At 73.9% G+C, this 21,636-nt stretch carries 10 protein-coding genes; 3 read left to right on the top strand and 7 right to left on the bottom strand.

All coding sequences use genetic code 11. The features are described 5' to 3' along the window. Positions 1-29: 29 nt before the first annotated feature. The 3 genes from ABZ117_RS12260 to ABZ117_RS12250 all read right to left on the bottom strand — a co-directional run bounded on the left by ABZ117_RS12260 (position 30) and on the right by ABZ117_RS12250 (position 8,075). A complete protein-coding gene (locus ABZ117_RS12260; RefSeq protein WP_356819888.1) occupies positions 30-3,686 on the bottom strand; it encodes an ATP-dependent DNA helicase in 3,657 nt (1,218 codons plus the stop codon). A gap of 112 nt (positions 3,687-3,798) precedes the next feature. Continuing rightward, a complete protein-coding gene (locus tag ABZ117_RS12255) occupies positions 3,799-7,431 on the bottom strand; it encodes a UvrD-helicase domain-containing protein (protein WP_356819887.1) in 3,633 nt (1,210 codons plus the stop codon). Positions 7,432-7,688: 257 nt separating this feature from the next. Beyond that, positions 7,689-8,075 carry an MGMT family protein gene (locus tag ABZ117_RS12250; protein ID WP_356819885.1) on the bottom strand — a complete coding sequence of 129 codons (387 nt, stop codon included), beginning with the start codon at positions 8,073-8,075 and terminating at the stop codon, positions 7,689-7,691. Positions 8,076-8,261: 186 nt separating this feature from the next. Between ABZ117_RS12250 and ABZ117_RS12245 the strand changes: the two genes are divergently transcribed. The 3 genes from ABZ117_RS12245 to ABZ117_RS12235 all read left to right on the top strand — a co-directional run bounded on the left by ABZ117_RS12245 (position 8,262) and on the right by ABZ117_RS12235 (position 14,759). Then, complete coding sequence (locus ABZ117_RS12245; protein WP_356819883.1) at positions 8,262-11,231, top strand: lysylphosphatidylglycerol synthase domain-containing protein; 2,970 nt, start codon at positions 8,262-8,264, stop codon at positions 11,229-11,231. Positions 11,232-11,504: 273 nt separating this feature from the next. Then, positions 11,505-13,046, top strand: a complete 1,542-nt coding sequence (locus ABZ117_RS12240) for an alpha/beta hydrolase (protein ID WP_356819881.1) — start codon at positions 11,505-11,507, stop codon at positions 13,044-13,046. Positions 13,047-13,199: 153 nt separating this feature from the next. Then, entirely contained in the window at positions 13,200-14,759 is a 1,560-nt protein-coding gene (locus ABZ117_RS12235) for an alpha/beta hydrolase (RefSeq protein WP_356819879.1), read from the top strand. 593 nt (positions 14,760-15,352) lie between these two features. Here the strand turns inward: ABZ117_RS12235 and moeZ are convergent. From moeZ to ABZ117_RS12215, 4 genes are all read right to left on the bottom strand, one after another. Next, positions 15,353-16,531 carry an adenylyltransferase/sulfurtransferase MoeZ gene (gene moeZ, locus ABZ117_RS12230; RefSeq protein WP_356819877.1) on the bottom strand — a complete coding sequence of 393 codons (1,179 nt, stop codon included), beginning with the start codon at positions 16,529-16,531 and terminating at the stop codon, positions 15,353-15,355. Positions 16,532-16,680: 149 nt separating this feature from the next. Next, positions 16,681-17,643 (bottom strand): NAD-dependent epimerase/dehydratase, encoded by a 963-nt coding sequence (locus ABZ117_RS12225; RefSeq protein WP_356819875.1) that lies wholly within the window; start codon positions 17,641-17,643, stop codon positions 16,681-16,683. A gap of 187 nt (positions 17,644-17,830) precedes the next feature. After that, positions 17,831-18,976, bottom strand: a complete 1,146-nt coding sequence (locus ABZ117_RS12220) for a hypothetical protein (protein ID WP_356820220.1) — start codon at positions 18,974-18,976, stop codon at positions 17,831-17,833. Positions 18,977-19,677: 701 nt separating this feature from the next. Beyond that, positions 19,678-21,435 carry a DUF3492 domain-containing protein gene (locus ABZ117_RS12215; RefSeq protein ID WP_356819873.1) on the bottom strand — a complete coding sequence of 586 codons (1,758 nt, stop codon included), beginning with the start codon at positions 21,433-21,435 and terminating at the stop codon, positions 19,678-19,680. Positions 21,436-21,636: the final 201 nt, after the last annotated feature.

The raw sequence follows: 21,636 nt of genomic DNA, 5'->3' as shown, positions 1-21,636 counted from the left end.
ACGACATCGTCGGCGGGGGTTCGTCACACTCAGCTCGCCTCCGGTGTGCTCTCCGTCTCCCCGGTGAGCAGGCGCTCCAGCGCGGCCCGGTCCGGCAGTCCCTCGGGGCGTACGACCTCGCCGCCGCGCACGTACAGGAAGGCGGCCGTGACGGACTCGGGCGGCACGCCCTGCTGCTCGGCCCAGGCGAGCCGGTAGACGGCGAGCTGGAGCGGGTCGGCGGTACGGGTGCGGCTGGTCTTCCAGTCCACGATCTCGTACGTCGTCCCCTCGCCGTCGTCGTTCCTGTAGACGGCGTCGATGCGGCCCCGTACGACACGGCCGGCCAGGGTGAGCTGGAAGGGGGCCTCGACCCGGTAGGGGGTGCGCCGGGCGTACTCGGTGCGCTCGAAGGCCTCCTTCAGTTCTTCCAGGTCGCGTTCGTCGGCGATCTCGGCGTCACTGCCGGGCAGCTCCTCCGGTTCCAGCAGGGGGAGGGTCAGCTCCTCGAAGCGGGCTTCCACCCAGGCGTGGAACCGGGTGCCCCGGCGCGCGGCCGGTTGCGGGGGGCGCGGCATGGGGCGCGCGAGTTCCTGTGCGAGCCCGTCCGGGTCCTCGGCGAGCCGCAGCAGCTGGGTCGCGGTGAGCGTGGCGGGCAGGGGGACGTCCGTGACGGCCTGCCGGGCGCGCAGAAGCTCGCCGGTGAGGGCGTCCAGATCGCGGTCCCAGGAGGCGATGGTGCGGGCCTCCTCGGGCGTGAGCGACGCGGCGCGCGGTGACCGGCGGGGGCGGGGCTGGTTCTGCGGGGCGGATGCCTGGTGGGGGACCGTCGGCCGCTCGGCGTTCCAGGAGTTCCGGCCGGCACCGGCCGGGAGCGCCTGGCCGGGGACGTGTTCGCCCGGGACGGCTTCGTCGTACGGGAGGTCCGGGCCGTGGAGGGGGTCGTCCTCGACGGGGAGGGCCGCATCGGCCAGGGCGTCCTCGTACGACTCGTCGTACGGCTCTTCGTCGTAGGGCTCGTCGTCGTAGGGCCCCCGGCCGTACCGCTCTTCGTCGGACGGGTCGTGGGCACCGGGTTCCGCGCCGTACGGGTCAACGGGTTCCTCGCCGTACGGGTCGGGCGGGGGCGCGGGCCAGTCCGGGTCCTCGGCGCCGGCGGGGTCGTGGCGGGCCGGCGGGCGGCTCGCGGGTTCGGCGGCGAGGGTGTCCAGGTGGGCCAGCACGGTCTCGGCGGCGGCGCGGCGGCGGGCCAGGGCGCCGGCGTCGAGCGGGAGCGGCCACACCTGGTCTGCGGTGGCCGTGTGCAGGGCCGGGTTCTCCTCGTCCTCGGCGGGCTCGTCCGCCCACGCCTCGATCTCGCCGTGTCCGGCGGCGCAGTGGTCGTACAGGGCCTGGAGGAAGTCGGACGGGCCGCGCGGCTTCTTCTGGCTGGGGCCCCACCAGTGGCCGGAACCGAGCAGGAGGGAGCGGGGGCGCGTGAAGGTGACGTAGCCGAGGCGGAGTTCCTCGGTGTGCTGGTGGTCCTTCATGGCCTCGTGGAAGGCCTTCATGCCCCGGGAGTCCCAGGAGTCGATGTCGGGCAGGGTGTCGCGGTCGCCGCGCAGGGCGTGCGGGAGCACCTTGGCCTGGGCGGTCCACTTCTCGCGGCCCTGGGCGCTGGGGAAGGTGCCGGTCACCAGTCCGGGGACGGCCACGACGTCCCACTCCAGGCCCTTGGACTTGTGCGCGGTGAGCACCTTGACGGTGTTCTCGCCGCCGGGCAGGGCGTTGTCCAGGCCCTTCTCGTACTGGGCCGCGGTGCGCAGGAAGCCCAGGAAGGCGAGGAGCGTTGCCTCGCCGTCGCTCGCGGCGAAGGAGGCGGCGGTGTCCAGGAAGTTGGACAGGGTCTCGCGGCGGCGGGCGGCCAGCGCGTGCGGGGACGCGGACAGCTCCACCTCCAGGCCGGTGACGGCCAGCACCCGGTGCAGGACGTCCATCAGCGGGTCGGACAGCGAGCGGCGCAGGTCGCGCAGTTCCGTGGCCAGCCGGGCGAAGCGCACGCGCGCGTCCGGCGAGAACGGCAGCCCGTCGTCGGCGCCCTCGCCGAAGGCACCGGCCGCCGGTGTCTCGAGGAAGGTGTCCAGGGCGTCCGCGAGCGATATCACCTCGGCCGGGTCGATGCCCTCCACGGCGGCGGCGAGCCGGCGGTCGGGGTCGTCGGTGCCGTCCACGCGCGCGTGGGCGACCAGCAGGCGGGCCCGGCGACCCAGCAGGGCGAGGTCGCGGGGGCCGATGCGCCAGCGCGGGCCGGTCAGCAGGCGCACCAGGGAGGCGTTGGCGCCGGGGTCCTGGAGGACCTCGCAGACGGCGACGAGGTCGGCGATCTCGGGCAGGTGCAGCAGCCCGGACAGCCCGACCACCTCGACGGGGATGTCACGGGCGACGAGGGCGCCCTGGATCTCGGCGAAGTCGGTCGCGGTGCGGCACAGCACGGCGATCTCGCCGGGGGGCGTGCCGGTGCGGACGAGGTGGGCGAGGGAGTCGGCGATCCAGTCGATCTCCTCGGCGTGCGTGGGCAGCAGGGCGCAGCGGACCGTGCCGTCGTACTCGGCGCCCGGGGCCGGGCGGAGTGCCTCCACGCCCGCGTGCAGGGCGCGCAGCGGCTCGGCGAGGCCGTTGGCGAGGTCGAGGAGGCGCCCGCCGCTGCGGCGGTTCTCGCTGAGCGCCTGCCGGGTGGCGGGCCGCCCGTCGGCGTGGGAGAAGTGTTCGGGGAAGTCGTCCAGGTTGGCGACGGAGGCGCCGCGCCAGCCGTAGATGGCCTGGCAGGGGTCGCCGACCGCGGTCACCGGGTGGCCGGTGCCGCCGCCGAAGAGGCCCGCCAGCAGGACGCGCTGGGCGACGGAGGTGTCCTGGTACTCGTCCAGGAGCACGACACGGAACTCCTCACGCAGCAGGCGGCCCACTTCGGGGATGCCGGCGAGGCGGGCCGACAGGGCGATCTGGTCACCGAAGTCGAGCAGGTCACGCTCGCGCTTGGCGGCCCGGTACCGCCGGACGAGGTCGGCGAGTTCCCGGCGGGCCGCGGCCGTCTCGGGGACCTTGCGCAGGTCGGCGTTGGTGAGCTTGGCGCCGTCCAGGGTGCGCAGCAGATCCGCGTCCCAGGCGCGCGCCCTCTCCGGGTCTACGAGGTGTTCGGCGAGTTCGGAGTCGAGGGTGAGCAGATCGCTGACCAGGTCGGCGAAGGAACGGGTCAGCGCCGGGTAGGGGCCGGGGGCCTCGCGCAGCACGCGCGCGGCGAGCTGGTAGCGGGTGGCGTCGGCGAGGAGGCGGGAGGTGGGTTCCAGACCGATGCGCAGGCCGTGGTCGGTGAGCAGACGGCCGGCGAAGGCGTGGTACGTCGAGATGACCGGCTCGCCCGGCGGGTTGTCCGGGTCGATGACGTCCGGGTCGGTGACGCCGGCCGCGATCAGCGCCTTGCGGACGCGTTCGGCCAGCTCACCGGCGGCCTTGTTGGTGAAGGTCAGGCCGAGGACCTGTTCGGGGGCGACCTGGCCGGTGCCTACCAGCCAGACCACGCGGGCCGCCATCACGGTGGTCTTGCCGGACCCGGCGCCGGCCACGATCACCTGCGGGGCGGGCGGCGCGGTGATGCAGGCCACCTGCTCCGGGGTGAACGGGATGCCGAGGAGCTGCTTGAGCTGCTCGGGGTCGGTGATACGGGCTGGCATGTCGAAAGAGGCTAGCGGCGGCCACTGACAGTCGCGGACGAATCGACCGCCGGAGGCAGGAAAGGGCAGGTCAGCACGGAGGGTGCGGTACGTCACCCCCGCCGACCGCGTCTCACTCCACCACGTGGCGTCCCTCGGGACGGGCGCTGCACGAGGCGCGGAAGGCGCAGTGCGTGCAGTGCTGGCCGGCGCTCGGTGTGAACCGCTCGTCGAGGACCTTTCCGGCGGCGGTGGCCAGCAGCTCGCCGACCCACTCCCCCGTCAGCGGCTCCTGGCCCTGCACCCGGGGCAGGCCGTCGCCCCCGTCCCGCTTGGCGGCGCCCTGCCTGAGGTGGACCAGTTCCGCGCCACCCGGTTCGGGGCGCGCGCCGCCGAAGGCCGCGTCGACGGCGCCTTCGCGGACGGCGAGCTGGTAGACGGCGAGCTGCGGGTGGTGCTCCACCTCGCGCGCGGTGGGTGCCTGCTTGCCGGTCTTGAAGTCGACCACGTAGGCCCGGCCGTCGCCGTCGGTCTCGACGCGGTCCATCTGGCCGCGGATGCGGACCTCGTAGTCGCCCGCTCCGAGGGTGACGTCGAAGTCCTGCTCGCTGGCCACGGCGGTGCGGCCGGCGCGGGCCAGCACGTGCCAGTTCAGGAAGCGTTCGAGCGCCACACGCGCGTTGTCCTTCTCCTGCTGCGACTTCCAGGGCGCGTCGAAGGCGAGTGCGTTCCACACGGAGTCCAGGCGCTCCATGAGGACGTCGAGGTCGGCCGGAGTGCGCCCGGAGGCGACCTCGTCGGCGAGGACGTGGACGACGTTGCCGAAGCCCTGCGCGGTGGTCGCGGGCGCGTCGGCCTTGACCTCGCGGCCCAGGAACCACTGGAGCGCGCAGGTGTTGGCGAGCTGATCGAGAGCGCTGCCGGAGAGCGCGACGGGCTGGTCGCGGTCGCGCAGCGGCACCTTGCTCTCGGTCGGCTCGAACATGCCCCACCAGCGGTAGGGGTGCGCGGACGGCACCAGCGGGCGGCCGTCCTCGTCGGCGAGCGCCGCCAGCCGGGCCAGCCGGCGGGCGGCGGCCTCCCGCAGCGTGGCGGACGCGCGCGGGTCGACCGTGGTGGCGCGCAGCTCGGCGACGAGCGCGGCGACGGACAGCGGGCGCCGGGGGCGGCCGGTGACGTCCTTGGGCTCGACGCCCAGCTCGGTCAGGAACCGGGAGGGCTGGTCACCGTCGTCGGCCGGTGCGTTCACCGCGGTGACGACGAGCCGTTCACGCGCGCGCGTGGCGGCGACGTAGAACAGACGGCGCTCCTCGGCGAGGAGCGCGCCCGGGGTGAGCGGCTCGGCGAGTCCGTCGCGGCCGATGCGGTCGGCCTCCAGCAGCGAGCCGCGGCGGCGCAGGTCAGGCCACAGGCCCTCCTGGACGCCGGCGACGACGACCAGCCGCCACTCCAGGCCCTTGGAGCGGTGCGCGGTCATCAGGCGGACGGCGTCGGGGCGTACCGCACGGCGGGTGAGCGTGTCGGCGGCGATGTCCTCGGCCTCGATCTCCGCCAGGAAGTTCAGGGCGCCACGGCCGCCGGTGCGCTCCTCCGCGCGCGCGGCGGTGGCGAACAGCGCGCACACGGCGTCCAGGTCCCGGTCGGCGTTGCGGCCGGCCGCGCCGCCGCGCCGGGCGGCCCGCTCCAGCCGCGCGGGCCACGGCGTGCCCTCCCACAGGTCCCACAGCGCGTCCTCGGCCGTACCGCCGCCCGCGAGGCGCTCGCGGGCCTTGCGGAGCAGCGCGCCGAGGCGCTGCGCACCGCGGGCGTACGCCGGGTCGTGCACCGCCAGGCGCTCGGGCTCGGCGAGCGCCCGCGTGAGCAGCTCGTCGGACGGCGGCGGCAGCGGATTGCCGGCGGCCCGTTCCTCCTCGCGCAGGGCGCGCCCGAGGCGGCGCAGGTCGGCGGCGTCCATGCCGGCGAGGGGGGAGGCGAGCAGGGTGAGGGCGGTCTCGGTGTCGAGCCAGCAGGTGTCCGGGGCCGGTGCCGGTGTCTCGTGGGCGGCCGTGCGCCCGGCGGACGGCTCACGGTCGTCGTCGCCCGGCTCCACCGACGGCTCGGCCGCCGCGGCGGGCTGCTCCTCCGGGAGCGGCGTGGCGGGATACTCCGGGACCGGTGCGGTGGCCTCTGCGTCCGCGACGGGGTAGGCCGGCACCGGGGCGGGTGCGGTGGACTCTGCGTGTGCGAAGGGCTCGGCGGGCACGGTCGGCTCCTGCGCCGCGATCGGCTCGGCCGGCTCGGCCGGCACGGCCGGCACGGTCGGCTCCTCCGCCACTACCGGCTCGGCGGGCTGGTCCGCGGCCGGTGCGGTGGGCTCGTCCTCGCGGCGTCGTGCTTCCGCCGTGGCGACCGCGCGCAGGGCCGTGAGCAGTGGTGCCACCGCCGGCTCGTGCCGCAGGGGCAGGTCGTCGCCGTCGATGTCCAGCGGGACGCCGGCCGAGGTGAGGGCGCGGCGCAGGGTCGGCAGGGAGCGGGATCCGGCACGTACCAGGACGGCCATGTCGCTCCAGGGGACGCCGTCCTCCAGGTGCGCGCGGCGCAGGATGTCCGCGATGTTGTCCAGTTCGGTGCCGGGTGTCGGGTACGTGTAGACCTCGACCCGGCCGCCGTCCCGTACGGCGGCCGGTTCCCGGTGGGCGCGGACCTTGTCGGCGGGCAGCCGGGTCAGCGGCATCCGCTGGGTGATCAGGCGGGTGGCGGCCAGCAGCGCGGTGCCGGAGCGGCGGGAGGTGCGCAGCACCTCGACGGGGGCGGGGCGGCCGTCCGCGCGCGCGAAGGCGGCCGGGAAGTCGAGGATGCCGTTCACGTCGGCGCCCCGGAAGGCGTAGATCGACTGGTCGGGATCGCCGAAGGCGACCAGGGTGCGCCCGCCGCCGGCCAGGGCGTGCAGGAGCCGGACCTGGGCGGGATCGGTGTCCTGGTACTCGTCCACGTACACGGCGTCGTACTGGGCGGCGAGCCGTGCGGCGGCGTCGGGGCGGTGGGCGAGCAGGACGGCGCGGTGGACCAGTTCCGCGTAGTCGAGCACGCCCTGGAGGTCGAGTGTGTCGAGGTAGTCGGCGAGGAACGCGGCCGCCGCGCGCCAGTCGGGGCGGCCGGTGCGGCGTGCGAAGGCGTCCAGCGCGTCCGGGCCGAGGCCCAGCTCGCGGCTGCGGGCGAGGACGGCACGGACCTCGTCGGCGAAGCCGCGCGTGGTCAGGCAGGCGCGCAGTTCGTCGGGCCAGCGCACATGGGCCAGCCCGAGCCGCTCCAGCTCGGGCTGCCCGGCGAGCAGCTCGCGGACGGTGACGTCCTGCTCGGGTCCGGAGAGCAGGCGCAGCGGCTCGGTGAACCGGCCGCTGTCCTGGTGCGCGCGGACCAGCGCGTAGCAGTACGAGTGGAACGTGGTCGCCCTGGGCGCGCGGGCCGCGCCCATGCGCAGGGCCATGCGGTCGCGCAGGTCGACGGCGGCCTTGCGGCTGAACGTCAGCACGAGGATCCGCTCGGGGTCGGCGCCACGGGCGATCCGCGCGGCCACGGACTCGACCAGGGTGGTGGTCTTGCCGGTGCCGGGGCCGGCGAGGACGAGCAGCGGTCCGCTCCGGTGGTCAACCACGGCGCGCTGCGCCGCGTCCAGACGAGGGGGAGCCACGGTGGCCGGGGGCGTACGCACCAGCCGGTAAGCGCCACGGTTCCCCTGCCGCACCGGGGGGTGCGGCAGGTGCCTGGTGGAGGAAGAGGAGCTCACGTGATCGGCCGGTCCTGGTGGTTGTGCTGGTGGGCGCGCGGTCACGCGTGCGTGGCGGTGGCCGCGGGGTGAGGGGGACACGTGCTGCCGACGCTATGCCGCCGCTCCGGACGGAAGCAGAACTTCCGGTTCTTCCCTCGCGGCGCTCGGGCCACGTGCGTCCCTCACCCCACGAACGTACGGCATGCCACCGACGTCCCCCCTGTCACCCGTACGGGCCACAGGTCCTCCGTGCCGGCAGCCGATGGCGGAAGCTGTCAGATGTGACCCTCCGCGTCCACGCCGCCGTCCCACCGGGCCCGCCGCATGTCGAGCCTCGGCACATGGCCCGCCGCGCTCCTGCCCGCCTGCTTCAGCGGCGTGCTCTCCGCGCGGTAGTGCGCGAGCGCGCGCAGCTCGTGGCCGGGCAGCAGCACGCCGTCGGATCGTACGACGCGCCACCACGGGACGGCGCCTCCGTAGAGGGCCATCACCCGGCCGACCTGGCGCGGGCCGCCCTCCTCGAGCCACTCGGCGACATCGCCGTACGTCATGACCCGGCCGGGCGGGATCCGCTCGGCGACCGCGAGAACCCGCTCGGCGTACTCCGGCAGCGCGTCCGCGTACTCCTCGCGGGTCTCGTCGGCCGGGCTCTGCTCGCTCATTCGTCCCATCCTGCCGCACTCCCCGGGCGTCCCGGCGCGGTCCGCGACGAGCGCTCCTCTCGCCCCGGCGCGGTCCTTCGGGCAGACTGTGCGCCCGCGCACGCGCACCCTGATGCCCGTGTGTGCCGGTGGGGCATGCCACCATCGTGCGGGCGGTGACTGGTGATACGAGACCAAGAAGAGACCATGAAGGAGCAGGGCGTGCACCCCGAAGGAGTGGCGGGCACCCCTGACGCCTCCGCGCGCCCCGACGCCGCTCGGGCGGACGAGGGCGGCACCGACGCGCGGCAGGAAGACAGCGGCCCGCACACGGACGACGGCACGCGCGCGGGCGGATACGGGGCCGGCGGCCCCGACGACACCGCACACGCGGGCGGATCCGCGGCCGAAGCAGCCGGCGACGACGCCGTACGGGCGCGGCAGGACGGCGCCGAAGCCCACGAGGGCGACGGCACGCGCGCGCGGGAGAGCGACGAAGGCACCGGTGCGGACAGCGGCGCCCATGGAGCCCACGCCCCCGACGAGGCGCCCGGCGACCACCGCGCGTGCGCCGACGACGACCCGCACGCCGAGCAGGTGGAGGGCGACGAACCGCTGCTCCCCGCGCGCGTGCACCGCCCCTCCGACCTCGTACGGCTCCTGGTGGGCGTGCTGGCCATCGCGGTGCTCCTCTCCATCGCCGCGTTCGCCCACGGCACCACCTCGGGCCTCGAACAGGACATCAACAAGGGCACCGGGCAGGCCCCTGACCTGCTCATCAAGATCGCGGGCCTGGGGTCCAGCATCGCGATCCTCCTCGTGCCGGTCGCCTTCGCCATCGAACGGCTGATCAAACGGGACGGCCTGCGCATCGCCGACGGCGTCCTCGCCGCCGTCCTCGCCCACGGAGTGACCCTCGCCACCGACCTGTGGGTCGCCCGGGCCGCCCCGAACTCGATCCAGGACGCGCTGACGCAGCCCTCGCCGGGTGACATCCACGCCCTGACCGACCCGGTGCACGGCTATCTGGCACCCGTCATCGCCTACATGACGGCCGTCGGCATGTCCCGCAGACCCCGATGGCGCGCGGTGCTGTGGATCGTGCTGACGCTGGACGCGTTCTCGATGCTGGTCACCGGCTACACGACGCCCTTCTCGATCATCCTCACGGTGCTGATCGGCTGGACCATCGCCTACGGCACCCTGTACGCGGTCGGCTCCCCCAACGTCCGCCCCACCGGGCAGACGCTGATGGCGGGCCTCGCGCACGTCGGCTTCCATCCCGTCTCCGCGGCGCGCGAGGAGGCCGTGGAGACGGAGAACGGCGACCGGGGCCGGCGCTACTTCGTCACCCTGGAGGACGGCCCGCCGCTGGACGTCACGGTCGTCGACCGGGAGCAGCAGGCGCAGGGCTTCTTCTACCGCGCGTGGCGCAATCTGACCCTGCGCGGCTTCGCCACCCGTTCCAGCCTCCAGTCGCTGCGCCAGGCACTGGAGCAGGAGGCGCTGCTGGCGTACGCGGCGATCGCGGCGGGCGCCAACGCGCCCAAGCTGATCGCCACCTCCGAACTCGGCCCCGACGCGGTCATGCTCGTCTACGAGCACACCGGTGGGCGCACGCTGGACTCGCTGGCCGACGAGGACATCACCGACGACCTGCTGCGCAACACCTGGCAGCAGGTGCAGGCGCTCCAGTCGCGCCGCATCGCGCACCGCCGGCTGGCCGGTGACGCCATCCTGGTGGATCGTTCCGGCAGGGTGATCCTCACCGAGCTGCGCGGCGGCGAGATCGCGGCCGGCGAGCTGCTGCTGCGCATGGACGTCGCCCAGCTGGTCACCACGCTCGGCCTGCGGGTCGGCGCCCGGCGGGCGGTGGCCTCGGCCGTCGGGGTGCTCGGCCCGGACGCGGTCGCCGACTGTCTGCCGATGCTGCAACCGATCGCACTGACGCGCTCCACGCGCGCGACGCTGCGCCGGCTGGCGCGCGAGCGGGCACAGCGCGAACGCGAGGCGGTGCTCGAGGCCTCCCGGCAGAGCAAGCCGGCCCGCCCGGAGGAGACGCCCGAGACGACGGCGCCCGCCCTGGAGAAGCCCGACAAGAAGACCGTCCGCGCCGAGCAGCGCGCGGAGAAGCGGGCCATCGACGAAGCCCTCGACGAGGCCCGCGAGGAGGATCTGCTCACCCAGATCCGGCACCAGGTGCTGCTCATCAGGCCCCAGGCGCCCGTGGAGCCGGCCCGGCTGGAGCGGGTCAAACCACGCACGCTGATCAGTTTCATCGCCGGTGCGATCGGCGCGTACTACCTGCTGACGCAGCTCACCCACATCCAGTTCGGCACGCTGTTCGCGCAGGCCCAGTGGGGCTGGGTGGCCGCCGCGGTGCTCTTCTCGGCGCTCAGTTACGTCGCCGCCGCGATGGCGCTGCTGGGCTTCGTACCGGAACGGGTGCCGTTCCCGCGGACGGTGGCGGCGCAGGTCGCCGGATCGTTCGTGAAGATCGTCGCGCCGGCGGCAGTCGGCGGTGTGGCCCTCAACACGCGCTTCCTGCAACGCGCCGGTGTGCGGCCGGGACTCGCGGTCGCGAGCGTCGGCGCCTCCCAGCTGTTCGGGCTCGGCTGTCACATCCTGATGCTGCTGTCCTTCGGCTATCTGACCGGCACCGAGAAGACGCCGTCGCTGTCGCCGTCCCGCACGGTCATCGCGGGCCTGCTGACCGTGGCCGTCCTGGTCCTCGTGGTCACCTCGGTGCCGTTCCTGCGGAAGTTCGTCGTCACGCGCGTGAGGTCGCTGTTCGCCGGCGTCGTGCCCCGCATGCTCGACGTGCTCCAGCGGCCCCAGAAGCTCGTCACCGGCATCGGCGGCATGCTCCTGCTGACCGCCTGCTTCGTGATGTGCCTGGACGCCTCGATCCGGGCCTTCGGTGACGGCTCGGTGTCGCTGAGCATCGCCAGCGTCGCCGTCGTCTTCCTCGCCGGCAACGCCCTCGGTTCGGCGGCGCCCACCCCCGGCGGCGTCGGCGCGGTCGAGGCGACGCTGACCGTCGGCCTGATCGCCGTGGGCCTGCCCAAGGAGGTCGCCGCGCCGGCCGTCCTGCTGTTCCGGCTGCTGACCCTGTGGCTGCCGGTGCTGCCGGGCTGGTTCGCCTTCGGCCATCTCAGCCGCAAGGGAGCCCTCTAGGCCGTGTCGCCAAACTCCCGCCTGCTCCACGACGCCATGCACGCACTCTCGCCGCACCGGGCCCCGACCCGAGTACGTCCAGTACGAGAGTCAGGACCCGGCACGCCGCGAGCACGCACCTGACGCCGCAGAGCCCGCCCTTCGGGCGAACGGCGGGAGTTCGACGACACGACCTAGGGCCCCTGCCGGGTGGCTGCCGCCGCCCCCGCGGTGCGGTACCCCGGACGGCCCGCGCCCCGCGCGCCCCGGCGTGCGCGCCTCCAGGATGGGGTTATGGCGAACCCCTTCCGGCTGCGCGCCGGCGCCCTGACCACCGCCGTGCTGCTCTCCGCCGTACTGGCCGGATGCGGCGGCCACGCCGAGGACGGGGATCTCACGGCGCAGAAGCTGGACTGGAAGGACTGTCCGGCCCCGTCGGAGGCGGAGGGCGGCGGCAGCGCTCCCTCCCCGCTGCCGAACGGCACCGCGTGGCAGTGCGCCACCATGAAGGCGCCCCTGGACTGGGGCCGGCCCAAGGGCGACACGATCGGCATCGCCCTGATCCGGGCCCGGGCCAGTGGCCCCGCGAGCAGCCGGATCGGCTCGCTCGTCTTCAACTTCGGCGGCCCGGGCGGCAGCGGCGTGACCGCGCTGCCGTCGTTCGGCGAGGACTACACCGCCCTGCGCACCCGCTACGACCTGGTCAGTTTCGATCCACGCGGGGTCGGCCTCAGCGCGCCGGTGGAGTGCGAGAGCGACGCCCAGCTGGACGCGTACTTCCAGCAGGACGCGACCCCGGACGACAGCGCCGAACGTGCCCAGTTGCTGAAGCGGACGCAGCAGTTCAACGCGGCCTGCGAGAAGAACTCCAAAAAGATCCTGCCGCATGTGCGCACCACCGACGCCGCCCGTGACATGGAGCTGATGCGCCAGGTCCTGGGCGACCGCAAGCTGTACTACTTCGGCATCTCCTACGGCACCGAACTCGGCGGCGTCTACGCCCACCTGTACCCGGGGAACGTCGGCCGGGCCGTCCTCGACGGTGTCGTGGACCCCACCCAGAACCCCGAGCAGAGCGCGCTCGGCCAGGCCCGCGGTTTCCAGCTCGCCCTCGACAACTTCGCGAAGGACTGCACCTCCAAGACCACGGAATGCCCGGTCGGGGACACCGAGCAGGGGGTGAAGGACCGCATGGCGAAGCTGCTGGCCGACCTGGAGAAGAAGCCGATCCCCGGGATCCTCCCGCGCCGGCTGACCCAGACCGCCGCCACCAACGGCATCGCGCAGTCCCTGTACTCGAAGGACTTCTGGGAGTACCTCACCGAGGGGCTGGAGGAGGCGTACGACGGCGACGGCAGGACCCTCATGCTGCTGTCCGACCTCATGAACGGCCGCAGCGAGAACGGCGAGTACAGCAACATCACCGCGGCGAACATCGCCATCAACTGCTCCGACGAGAAACCGCGGTACACCACGGAGTACGTCCAGCGGAAGCTGCCCGAGTTCCAGGCCGCCTCCCCGCTGTTCGGGCACTACCTGGCCTGGAGCATGGTCGGCTGCACCGACTGGGCGGTGCCGGGGGCCGCCGACCATCCCGACGTCAGCGCACCCGGTTCGGCACCGATCCTCGTCGTCGGCAACACCGGTGACCCGGCCACCCCGTACGAGGGCGCGAAGAAGATGGTCGACGCGCTCGGCAAGGGCGTGGCCGTCGAGCTGACGTACAAGGGCCAGGGGCACGGCGCCTACGACAGCAAGAACCGGTGCGTGCAGAGCGCGGTGAACGGCTACCTGCTGGACGGCAAGGTGCCGAAGACCGGCACGGTCTGCTCCTGACGGGACCGGTCGTGCCCTGACATGGCCAGTCAGCCCCACAAATCCGCAGGTCAGAGGGTTATCCACAGGCCGTCATGTGCCGGGCCGGGGACGCCTACCATGGCCTGAACGCCCGGCGCGGCACGACGCGGAGGGCCTGTGAGGGGGGTAAGCATGAGGCGATTTCTGCGCGGGACCGCCGCGGTGGCCGCGGCACTGCTGCTGGCCGGCTGCGGCGGCTCGTCCGGCGGGGGCGGAAGCGGTGACGAGGGCAAGGGATCCGGTTCGCCGGCGCCCCCGGCGTCGCCGTCCTCCGCGTCTGTCTCCCCGGTGGACCTTCCCTCCTCACTCACCGCGCAGCACCTGGACTGGCGACGCTGCAAGGCCAGCGGGAGTTCCGCCGCGCCCGGCGACGACTGGCGGTGCGCGACGCTCAGGGCGCCGCTGGACTGGTCGAAACCGGGCGGCGAGACGATCGGCCTCGCCCTGATCCGCGCGCGGGCGACCGGCCGTGACCGCATCGGCTCGATGCTGTTCAACTTCGGCGGCCCGGGCGGCTCGGGAGTCTCGACGATGCCGTACTACTCGGCGACCGTCTCCGCACTCCACGAACGGTACGACCTGGTGAGCTGGGACCCGCGCGGGGTCGGCGCGAGCGAGGGCGTCCGCTGCCGCGACGACCGGGCGATCGAGGCCGCCGAGGCCGTGGACACCACACCGGACGGCCCGGCCGAGGAGAAGGCGTACTTCCGGGACGCCGCCGCCTTCGGCAAGGGCTGCCGGAAGGCCGCCGGCTCGCTGCTGGCCCATGTGTCCACCACCGACAGCGCCCGCGACATGGACCTGATGCGCCAGGTCCTGGGCGACCGGAAGATGCACTACTTCGGCATCTCCTACGGCACCGAACTCGGCGGCGTCTACGCCCACCTGTTCCCGAAGCGGGTGGGACGGCTGGTGCTCGACGCCGTGGTCGACCCGGCCGCCGACACGGTGGGCCACGCGCAGAACCAGGCCCGCGGCTTCCAGCGGGCACTGGACGACTATCTGAAGTCCACCGGCCAGGACCCGGCGCTGGGTTCGAGGAGGATCGCGGACCTGCTGAAGCGGCTGGACGCGAAGCCGTTGCCGACGTCGTCCGGGCGAAAGCTGACCCAGACGCTCGCGACCACCGGGATCATCCTGCCGCTGTACAGCGAGTCGAGCTGGCCCCGGCTGACCAGTGCACTGAAGTCGGCGGAGACGGGCGACGGTTCGCAGCTGCTCGCGCTCGCCGACGCGTACGACGACCGTGACTCCTCGGGCCACTACGGCACGACGTCCCACTCCCAGCGGGTCATATCGTGCCTGGACGACCGCCAACGGCCGACGCTCGCGGGAACCAGGCAGCGACTGGCGGAGTTCGAGCGCATCTCCCCGGTGTTCGGAGACTTCCTCGGATGGGACACGGCCGGCTGGTGCCACCACTGGCCGGTGCCGGGCCAGTTCGACACGCCGGAGGTGAGCGCACCCGGCGCGGCGCCGATCCTGCTGGTCGGCAACACCGGCGACCCGGCGACCCCCTACGAGGGCGCCCGCAGGATGGCCGACGAACTGGGCAGGGGCGTGGGCGTCGAACTGACCTGGAAGGGCGAGGGCCACGGGGCGTACGGCAACGGCAGCGACTGCGTCGACTCGACGGTCGACGCCTACCTGCTGTACGGCACGGTGCCGAAGGACGGCAAGGTGTGCTCCTGACGGCACAACTTCCCTACCGGCGGTTCCCCTTGCCGGCTTCGGAGAAGCCGCTGAGTCCCATCACGAGCCGGCGGGGCCGGCAAGTGGCGTGCGAGGGAACGGAGGGGGACGATCGAAGTGCGGGTCACCATCTCACAACCCGCACATTCGGAGATCCACACATCACCGCGGGCGGCAACCATGAACATGGCAAAATGCGGCTTCAGGAGATGCTTCGGCGTTCTCGCTCCGCTCCTCCTCGCCTCACTGGCGCTCTCACCGGCCGTTGCGGAGGCCGGCGTTGCCACGCGATCGGCACCATCCACGGCAGTCGCGGACGCGTCGAGTCCGACCTCGAGACAGAACGATGCGCGGCAGGAGTATCGGCGAGGCTACCGAGCGGGGTACGACGACGGGTCGGGGGACTACAGCTGCTACCTGCACGTGCCCCCGGTCCATGGCACACACGCCTTCAGGGCGGGCTACCGGGCCGGGTACGCGGCCGGGTGGAGAAACCACCACTGCGTCGCCTGACCACTCCGGGGGCGGACCGCCCACGGCGCCTGAACCGGTCAGGGCCGTGGGCCTGTTTCCTCGTCGGTCGGCCCGGCCGATCAGTAGACGGGCTTGTCCGGTTCGATCTGGTTGACCCAGCCGATGACGCCGCCGCCGACGTGGACCGCGTCGGCGAAGCCCGCGGACTTCAGGACCGCCAGGACTTCCGCACTGCGGACACCCGTCTTGCAGTGCAGGACGATTTTCCGGTCCTGCGGGAGACTCCCGAGGGCGGTGCCCATCAGGAACTCGTTCTTCGGGATCAGCTTGGCGCCGGGGATGGAGACGATCTCGTACTCGTTCGGCTCGCGGACGTCGATGATCTCGATGTTCTCGCCCTCGTCGATCCACTCCTTGAGCTGCTTCGGAGTGATCGTCGAGCCGGCGGCGGCCTGCTGGGCCTCTTCGGAGACGACGCCGCAGAAGGCCTCGTAGTCGATGAGTTCGGTGACGGTCGGGTTCTCGCCGCAGACCGCGCAGTCGGGGTCCTTGCGGACCTTGACCTGGCGGTACTGCATCTCCAGGGCGTCGTAGATCATCAGTCGGCCGACCAGCGGCTCACCGATGCCGGCGAGGAGCTTGATCGCCTCGTTGACCTGGATGGAGCCGATGGACGCGCACAGCACGCCCAGGACGCCGCCCTCGGCGCAGGACGGGACCATGCCGGGGGGCGGGGGCTCCGGGTAGAGGCAGCGGTAGCAGGGTCCGTGCTCCGACCAGAAGACGGACGCCTGACCGTCGAAACGGTAGATGGAACCCCAGACGTACGGCTTGTTCAGCAGCACGCACGCGTCGTTGACCAGGTAGCGGGTCGCGAAGTTGTCGGTGCCGTCGACGATCAGGTCGTACTGGCTGAAGATCTCCATCACGTTGTCGGCTTCGAGCCGCTCCTCGTGAAGGACGACGTTCACGTACGGATTGATGCCCTTGACACTGTCGCGCGCGGACTTGGCCTTGGAGCGGCCGATGTCGGCCTGGCTGTGGATGATCTGACGCTGGAGGTTCGACTCGTCGACCTCGTCGAACTCCACGATGCCGAGGGTGCCCACGCCCGCGGCGGCCAGGTACATCAGCGCCGGCGAGCCCAGGCCGCCGGCGCCGACACAGAGCACCTTGGCGTTCTTCAGCCGCTTCTGCCCGTCCATGCCCACGTCGGGGATGATCAGGTGGCGGGAGTACCTGCGGACCTCGTCTACGGTGAGCTCAGTAGCTGGCTCGACCAGGGGTGGCAGCGACACGGGGGCTCCGTTGATCGGTCAATCACTACGGTTGTTCTCCCCGTAACACTGCCACGGCCTTCTTCATTCCGAGACACCCGTTCCGAACGGCGAGACGAAGTCGTCCCAGTAGCCGGGCACCGTCCGCGCCCCGGCGTACCGGTGCCCCCTCAGATGCGGCAGGCCGCCTCCATCCAGATGTCGGCCAGGGATTCCTCGAGGGCGATGCGGGGCCGCCAGCCGAGCCGGTCGCGCGCGGTGCGCACATCCGCCTGCTGCCAGGTGCCGCAGCCGTCCGGGTACGGGTACGCCATCGGGGCCGTGTGGTCGGGCTCCGCGCGCGGGTGGCCGATGGTGCCGCGCAGCAGGGGCCCGGGCGGGACGTCGAGTTCGTGGAGGGCACCGCCGTACCCGGCCACGCGCGCGAGGACGGCGGCGGCGTCCCTGAGTCGGACGGCGCGGCCGGAGCCGATGTTGATCACACCTTGCGCGGCGGAGAGCGAGGCGGCGTGCACGGCCCGGGCGACGTCACGGACGTCGATGAAGTCGCGCTGTACGCCGAGACCGCCGAGTTTGAGTTCGCCGTCGCCGGACTGCATCGCCCGGCGCATCGCCTCGGCGAGCCGACCGAGCGGGGAACCGGCCGGGGTACCGGGACCGGCCGGCGAGAAGACGCGCAGGACGACGGCGTCCAGGCCGGAGCCGAGGACCAGTTCGGTCGCGGCGAGCTTGCTGACGCCGTACGGGCCGCCGGGGCGCGGTACGGCGTCCTCGGCCGTGGAGGAGCCGGGCTGGCTCGGGCCGTACTCCGCGCCGCACCCGACCTGCACCAGCCGGGCACCGCAGCCGCTGCGCCGCAAGGCCTCGCAGACGGTGGCCACGGCGACGGTGTTGTGCCGGGTGAGTTCGCGGGCGCCGCCGCGGGTGGCGCCCGCGCAGTTGACGACGACCCCGGGGTGGACCGCGTCCAGGAAGCGGGTGAGGGCGCCCGGACTGCCGGTGGCGAGGTCGAAGCGGACGTCGGCGTCGTCGCCGCGGCCGAGTGCGGTGAGCTGGACGGCCGGGTCGGCGAGCAGACGGTCGGCGACGAAGCGGCCGATGAATCCGTTGGCTCCGATCAGCAGGATCCTCATCGGGCGGCTCCCGGGGTGTGCGCGCCGGCGGTACCGGCTGTTTCGGGGGTCCCTGCGGCTGCTCCGGCCGCTCCGGCGGTTCCGGTGGGGCCGGACGCTCCGGGTCGGGAGGTGGTCATCTGGTGTTCTCCTTCAGAGGGGTGATGCGGGTGCCTCCGGCGGTGGGTCGGACCGGTGGGCAGAAGAGTCACTCGGCTGCTCCCGTGGGCGCGTGGGCCGATGCCTGGGTGAGGGTGCGGCCGGCGTGCAGCAGCAGGGCCAGGGCCGCGGTGCCGCAGGCGAGGACCGGTACGGCGGCCTCCCCCGCGGCGCCGACGAGGGTTCGTACGGGGGCCGCGAGAGGGGCGCAGCCGGGCAGCCGGGCGGCCAGCGGCAGTGCCAGGGCCGCCGCTTGTGTCGCCGCCGCGGTGCCGAGCGCGAGCACGGGAGCGTGCCGGTGGCGGTGCACGGTGAGCAGGCGGCCCAGCAGGAGCAGGGCGCCCAGGGTGAGGGCCTGCGGGCGGGCCGCGGGTTCGCGCAGGACCGTGGCGCACAGCTGGAGCAGACCGGTGAGAGCGCCCAGGAACAGGGCGAACGTGCCGAGCAGCAGCGGTTTGGCGGCGGCCGTGAAGTCCCCGAGGCTCCGGCTGCCGGCCAGCCTGCGGCGGGCGCCGGCGGTGAGGAGGTGGGCGCACCAGGCCGCGGGGGCGCAGGCCAGCAGGAGGGCGAGGACGGGGGCGGTGGCCGCCGTGGGCCAGGGAGCGTCTCCGGTGACGGCGGGCGGGACGCCCGGGCCGCCCGTCATGACGCGGTGGAGGAGCCCGTCGCCGACCAGGGCGTACGCGAGCAGCCACAGGGTCCACGCCCGCGCGGCGTACGCGGATCGCCGTGCACGCGTGCCGGGCGGATCGGCGAGCGGACCGTTACGCAGTGCCGCGCGCGTGGCGAGGGCCACGGCGAGGATGCCCCCGAGGGCGACCAGTGGGCGGGGGTGCCCGTGGGTGAGGCGCAGCCCGGCCACGGTGGCCGCGCCGAGTGTCCCGGGCAGGAGGCTGAGCAGGGCCCAGCTCGCACGGGCGCGGGGTACGGGCAGGGACCCGGGTGCCGGGTGGGGTTCGCCGGTGCGCGGCACTCGCGCGTACAGCTCCTCGGCGAGCGAGAAGACGTCGCGGTGCCGGAAGCGGGCGGCGGTCCGGTCGGTCACGCCGTGCGCCTCCAGTCCGGCGGCGATCTCCAACGGGTCCACGGCCCGCTCACACAGCTCGCGGTGCTGGTGCAGCAGGACTTTCACCGGGTCGACCGGTCCGCGCCGAGCCGGAGGCGCAGGTCTCCGGCTCGGCGCCGGGTCCGTCACGGCGCGGGGGCCGGCCACCCGTTCGCGGGCACCGCCCACCGCGTCCACCGCTTCCACCGCGTCGCGGGCACCGCCCACCGCGTCCACCGCGTCCACCGCTTCCACGGGCCCGGGCGCCACGCCGCCGGTACCGTCCGCCGCATCCCGGGACCCCGGTGGGGCCGGAACGGACCTCGGCGGCTGTGTGGTGGGATCGGCCGGCGAACCAGGGTTGAGTCGGTGTGCCCCGAGTGACCCCATCGCCCCGACGGGATCGGCCGACGGCCAGGGAGCGGGCCCGGGATCCGCGACGGGGCCGACCGTCGCTCCGACGCCGCTCAGGGCTGAGTCGCTGATGAGGCCGGCAGACGTACCGGAGCCGCTTCGGCCAGGTCCTTCGAAAGGATCGGCCGGTGATCGTGGGCCGGCCGATCCGGCCGGTCCGTTCGTCAGCCACTCTCCCGACCGCGCGTCCCACGGATCGGCTCCGCCGGGCGCTCCCGGACGGTCCGCCCCGGTCCGCTCCCCTCCGCTCCAGGCGTCCTCCACCGCGGCGGTGTGCCCAACGGTGGATCCCGGTCCGCCCCGCTCACCCGCCCGTCCACGCGGCGAACCGGAGTCCACGCCCCCTGCCCCGCCCCGACCTCCGCCGCCAGGCGTGCCCGGCTGCTTGGTGACGCCCGGCGTCGGCCCGGTCCCCGGGGGCCGGCTGTCCACGTCGTTCATCGCACTCCCTCGGGGGTCGCCGGCCGTGTCGCCCGTACGGGAGCGGCCGTGGCCCAGCCGGGCAGGGCGCGGGGCGCGGGGGCGGTCCAGTGGCCGGGGAGGCGGGACTCGGCGGGGGTGGCGAACGGCAGCGGGGCGCCGGCCTTGTCGAGGACGACCCGGCGGACCGGGTTGTGCGAGACGATCTCCAGGTAAATGCCGTGAAATGCCGCGGTGTTCTGCTCGACGGTGAACAGTTCGAGTGCGCGGGCGCGTGCGGCGGCGCCGAGGCGCGCACGGCGCTCGGGGTCCCGCAGCAGCCCGACGCACGCCTCGGCGAGCGCCCTGGGGTTGCGCGGGGGTACGACGAGTCCCGTGCCGCCGATGACCTCCACGACCGCGCCCACATCCGTGGACACTGTGGCCCGGCCGCAGAACATCGCCTCGACGAGGCTGACCGGGAAGCCCTCCACGACGCTGGAGAGGACGACGACCGCGCCGGCCGCGTACGCGTCGGCCGGGGTGGGTGCCTCGGGGCCGCCGATCTCCTGGAAGGAGACGGGGTTGTCACCGACGGCGTGCACACCGTCGGCCTCGTCCGGGAAGAGCTGCGCGGCGAGCGCCCGGCAGTGCCCGAGGTAGGCCGCTCCGTGGACACCCAGGGGCGCGCCGAGGATGCGCAGGCGGGCCCCGGGTCTCTCCCTGCGGACCTCGGCGAAGGCGTGCAGCAGCGAGACGAGGTCCTTGGCGGGTTCGACGCGCCCGACCCAGACCAGGGTGTGCGGATCGGCGCGGTCCGGGGACTCGCCGGCCTCCGTGAAGCGGGCGGCCTCCATGCCCGGGTACACCGTGCGGATGCGGGCGCTGTCGGCGCCGCACCGCTCCTGCCAGCGGCGGGCGTGCGCGTTGCCCGGGGTGAGGAGTGCCGCCGCGCGGTACACCTCGGCGGCGAGCCGGCCGTGGAAGGCGGCGAGCAGGGCGCGTACGGCGAGGGCGGCGGTGCCGGGGCCCGCGCCCAGGTAGTGCGAGCGCAGTCGGACGCCGTACTCGGTGACGAGCAGCGGTACGCCGGAGAAGTGCCGGGCGAGCAGCCCGGCGAGGGCGGCGGGGCCGCCGGTGGTGGCGTGACAGAGGTCGGCCGCGCCGAGGCCATCGTCGTCGTACCAGTCGAGGGAGAGGGGGCGCAGGGCGCGTTCGAGGTGGGCGGTGACGGTGAGCAGCTCGGGTACGCGCGCCTCGCGCGCCGTGCGCAGTGCCCCCGGTGCGCGGCAGGCGTGTTCCAGGGCGCGTACGGCGGTGTCGGAGCGCAGGGCGCCGACGAGCCCGCCTTCCTCGCGGGCGAGTTCGGCGAGCCCGTACAGCCCGCTGCGGAAACGGTCCGCCAGCTCGTCGCAGACGCCGTCGGTACCGGTGGCGGGAGCCCCGCCGGACACCGTGTCCGCCGGAACACCGGACGCGCTGCCGGGGCCGGTGCCGACGGCCCCGGCGGACACCGCCCCCACCAGCTCGCCGTAGCACTCGGTGAAGCGCCGGCGCGCGCGCCGTCCGTACGCGACCCCGTCGGGCTCGGCCGTCCGCAGCGGTGCCGTACGCACCCGGCTGATCTGCGGGGGGAGCGGGACGGGGTGCTCGTCCCGCTGCTGGGACCGGCCGGGGCCGAGCGTGTAGACGTCGAACTCGTGCTGCCCGAGTCCGCGCACGAGCCGGTCGCACCAGAGCCCGGCGTCACCGCTCACATACGGATAGCCACCCTCCGTAAGCAGTCCTACGCGCATGTGTGCACCCCCGATCTCCCGTCTGGGGAGCCGCCGTTGTCCCGGCGGCTCGCGGCGGGACGAACGTAAGCGGACAAGGCGGTGGTGCGACGGACGGTTGTCCGTCCAGATGGTTGCGGGCACTGCGGCCACCGTGCACGGCCTTGGCGTCGAGCAGCGCGCCGACCTGCCGGGGGGCGTTGGGCAGCCTGCGGTAGGGAT

This window comes from Streptomyces sp. NPDC006309, from assembly GCF_040613095.1.
Lineage (GTDB): Bacteria > Actinomycetota > Actinomycetes > Streptomycetales > Streptomycetaceae > Streptomyces.
This window is presented reverse-complemented; position numbering and strand designations above follow the sequence as displayed.

Bases quoted from the DNA above. Each gene is read 5' to 3' on its own strand.
- ABZ117_RS12245 (WP_356819883.1), top strand. From the start codon at position 8,262: ATGAAGGAGCAGGGCGTGCACCCCGAAGGAGTGGCGGGCACCCCTGAC.
- ABZ117_RS12260 (WP_356819888.1), bottom strand. From the start codon at position 3,686: ATGCCAGCCCGTATCACCGACCCCGAGCAGCTCAAGCAGCTCCTCGGC.
- ABZ117_RS12235 (WP_356819879.1), top strand. From the start codon at position 13,200: ATGAGGCGATTTCTGCGCGGGACCGCCGCGGTGGCCGCGGCACTGCTG.
- ABZ117_RS12250 (WP_356819885.1), bottom strand. From the start codon at position 8,075: ATGAGCGAGCAGAGCCCGGCCGACGAGACCCGCGAGGAGTACGCGGAC.
- ABZ117_RS12225 (WP_356819875.1), bottom strand. From the start codon at position 17,643: ATGAGGATCCTGCTGATCGGAGCCAACGGATTCATCGGCCGCTTCGTC.
- ABZ117_RS12240 (WP_356819881.1), top strand. From the start codon at position 11,505: ATGGCGAACCCCTTCCGGCTGCGCGCCGGCGCCCTGACCACCGCCGTG.
- ABZ117_RS12215 (WP_356819873.1), bottom strand. From the start codon at position 21,435: ATGCGCGTAGGACTGCTTACGGAGGGTGGCTATCCGTATGTGAGCGGT.